At 66.3% G+C, this 993-nt stretch carries 1 protein-coding gene; it reads left to right on the top strand.

Translation table 11 applies throughout. The features are described 5' to 3' along the window. Positions 1 to 993, top strand: a 993-nt coding sequence (nuoH, locus tag ABEA81_RS42310; protein ID WP_345613705.1) for an NADH-quinone oxidoreductase subunit NuoH, incomplete at both ends; no start/stop codon positions are given.

Below are 993 nucleotides of genomic sequence, written 5' to 3'. Positions count from 1 at the left end.
CTCAAGCTGGCGTTCAAGGAAGACATCATGCCGGTGATGGCCGACAAGCGGGTGTACTTCATCGCCCCGGTCATCTCGACGATCCCGGCGTTCGTGGCGTTCTCGGTGATCCCGTTCGGCGGCGAGGTGTCGATCTTCGGTGAGCCGACGGTGCTGCAGTTGGTGGACCTGCCGGTCGGGGTGCTGGTGGTGCTGGCCTGCTCCTCGATCGGGGTGTACGGGATCGTGCTCGGGGGCTGGGCCTCCGGGTCGCCGTACTCGCTGCTGGGGGCGTTGCGCTCGGCGGCGCAGGTGATCTCCTACGAGATCGCTCTGGGGCTGTCGATCGTGGGGGTGATCCTGTACGCGGGGTCGTTGTCCACGGCCGACATCGTGGCCTCGCAGGCCTCGGGCTGGTACCTGCTGCTGCTGGCGCCGAGTTTCGTGGTGTTCGTGATCTCGATGGTGGGGGAGACCAACCGGGCCCCGTTCGACCTGCCGGAGGCGGAGTCGGAGCTGGTGGGCGGGTTCCACACCGAGTACTCGTCGTTGAAGTTCGCGCTGTTCTTCCTGGCCGAGTACGTGAACATGGTGACGGTTTCGGCGATGGCCACCACGCTGTTCCTGGGTGGCGGGATGTGGCCGTGGCCGTTGTCGTTCCTGAACGCCAACGGCTGGTTGCAGTTCGTCGCCTTCTTGATCAAGGCGTTCGTGTTCCTGTTCGTGTTCATCTGGTTGCGGGGCACGTTGCCGCGGCTGCGTTACGACCAGTTCATGCGGTTGGGCTGGAAGGTGCTGGTGCCGGGGTCGTTGTTGTGGATCCTGGCGATCTTCGCGATCCGCACGTGGCGGACCAGTGGTGGCCAGGTGTCGGCGTTGTTGATCGGGTTGGGGATCGCGCTGGCGGTGGTGTTGCTGGTGGCGTTCCTGGTGCCGGACCGGAAGGTGGAGGGGCCGGCGGCGGTCGAGCCGGCCTCGGACTACCCGGTGCCGCCGCTGGACCTGGTGGTGCCC

The organism is Pseudonocardia adelaidensis (genome assembly GCF_039543345.1).
Classification (GTDB): Bacteria; Actinomycetota; Actinomycetes; order Mycobacteriales; family Pseudonocardiaceae; genus Pseudonocardia; species Pseudonocardia adelaidensis.
The sequence above is the reverse complement of the archived record's forward strand: the minus strand, read 5'-3'. Positions and strand labels throughout refer to the sequence as shown.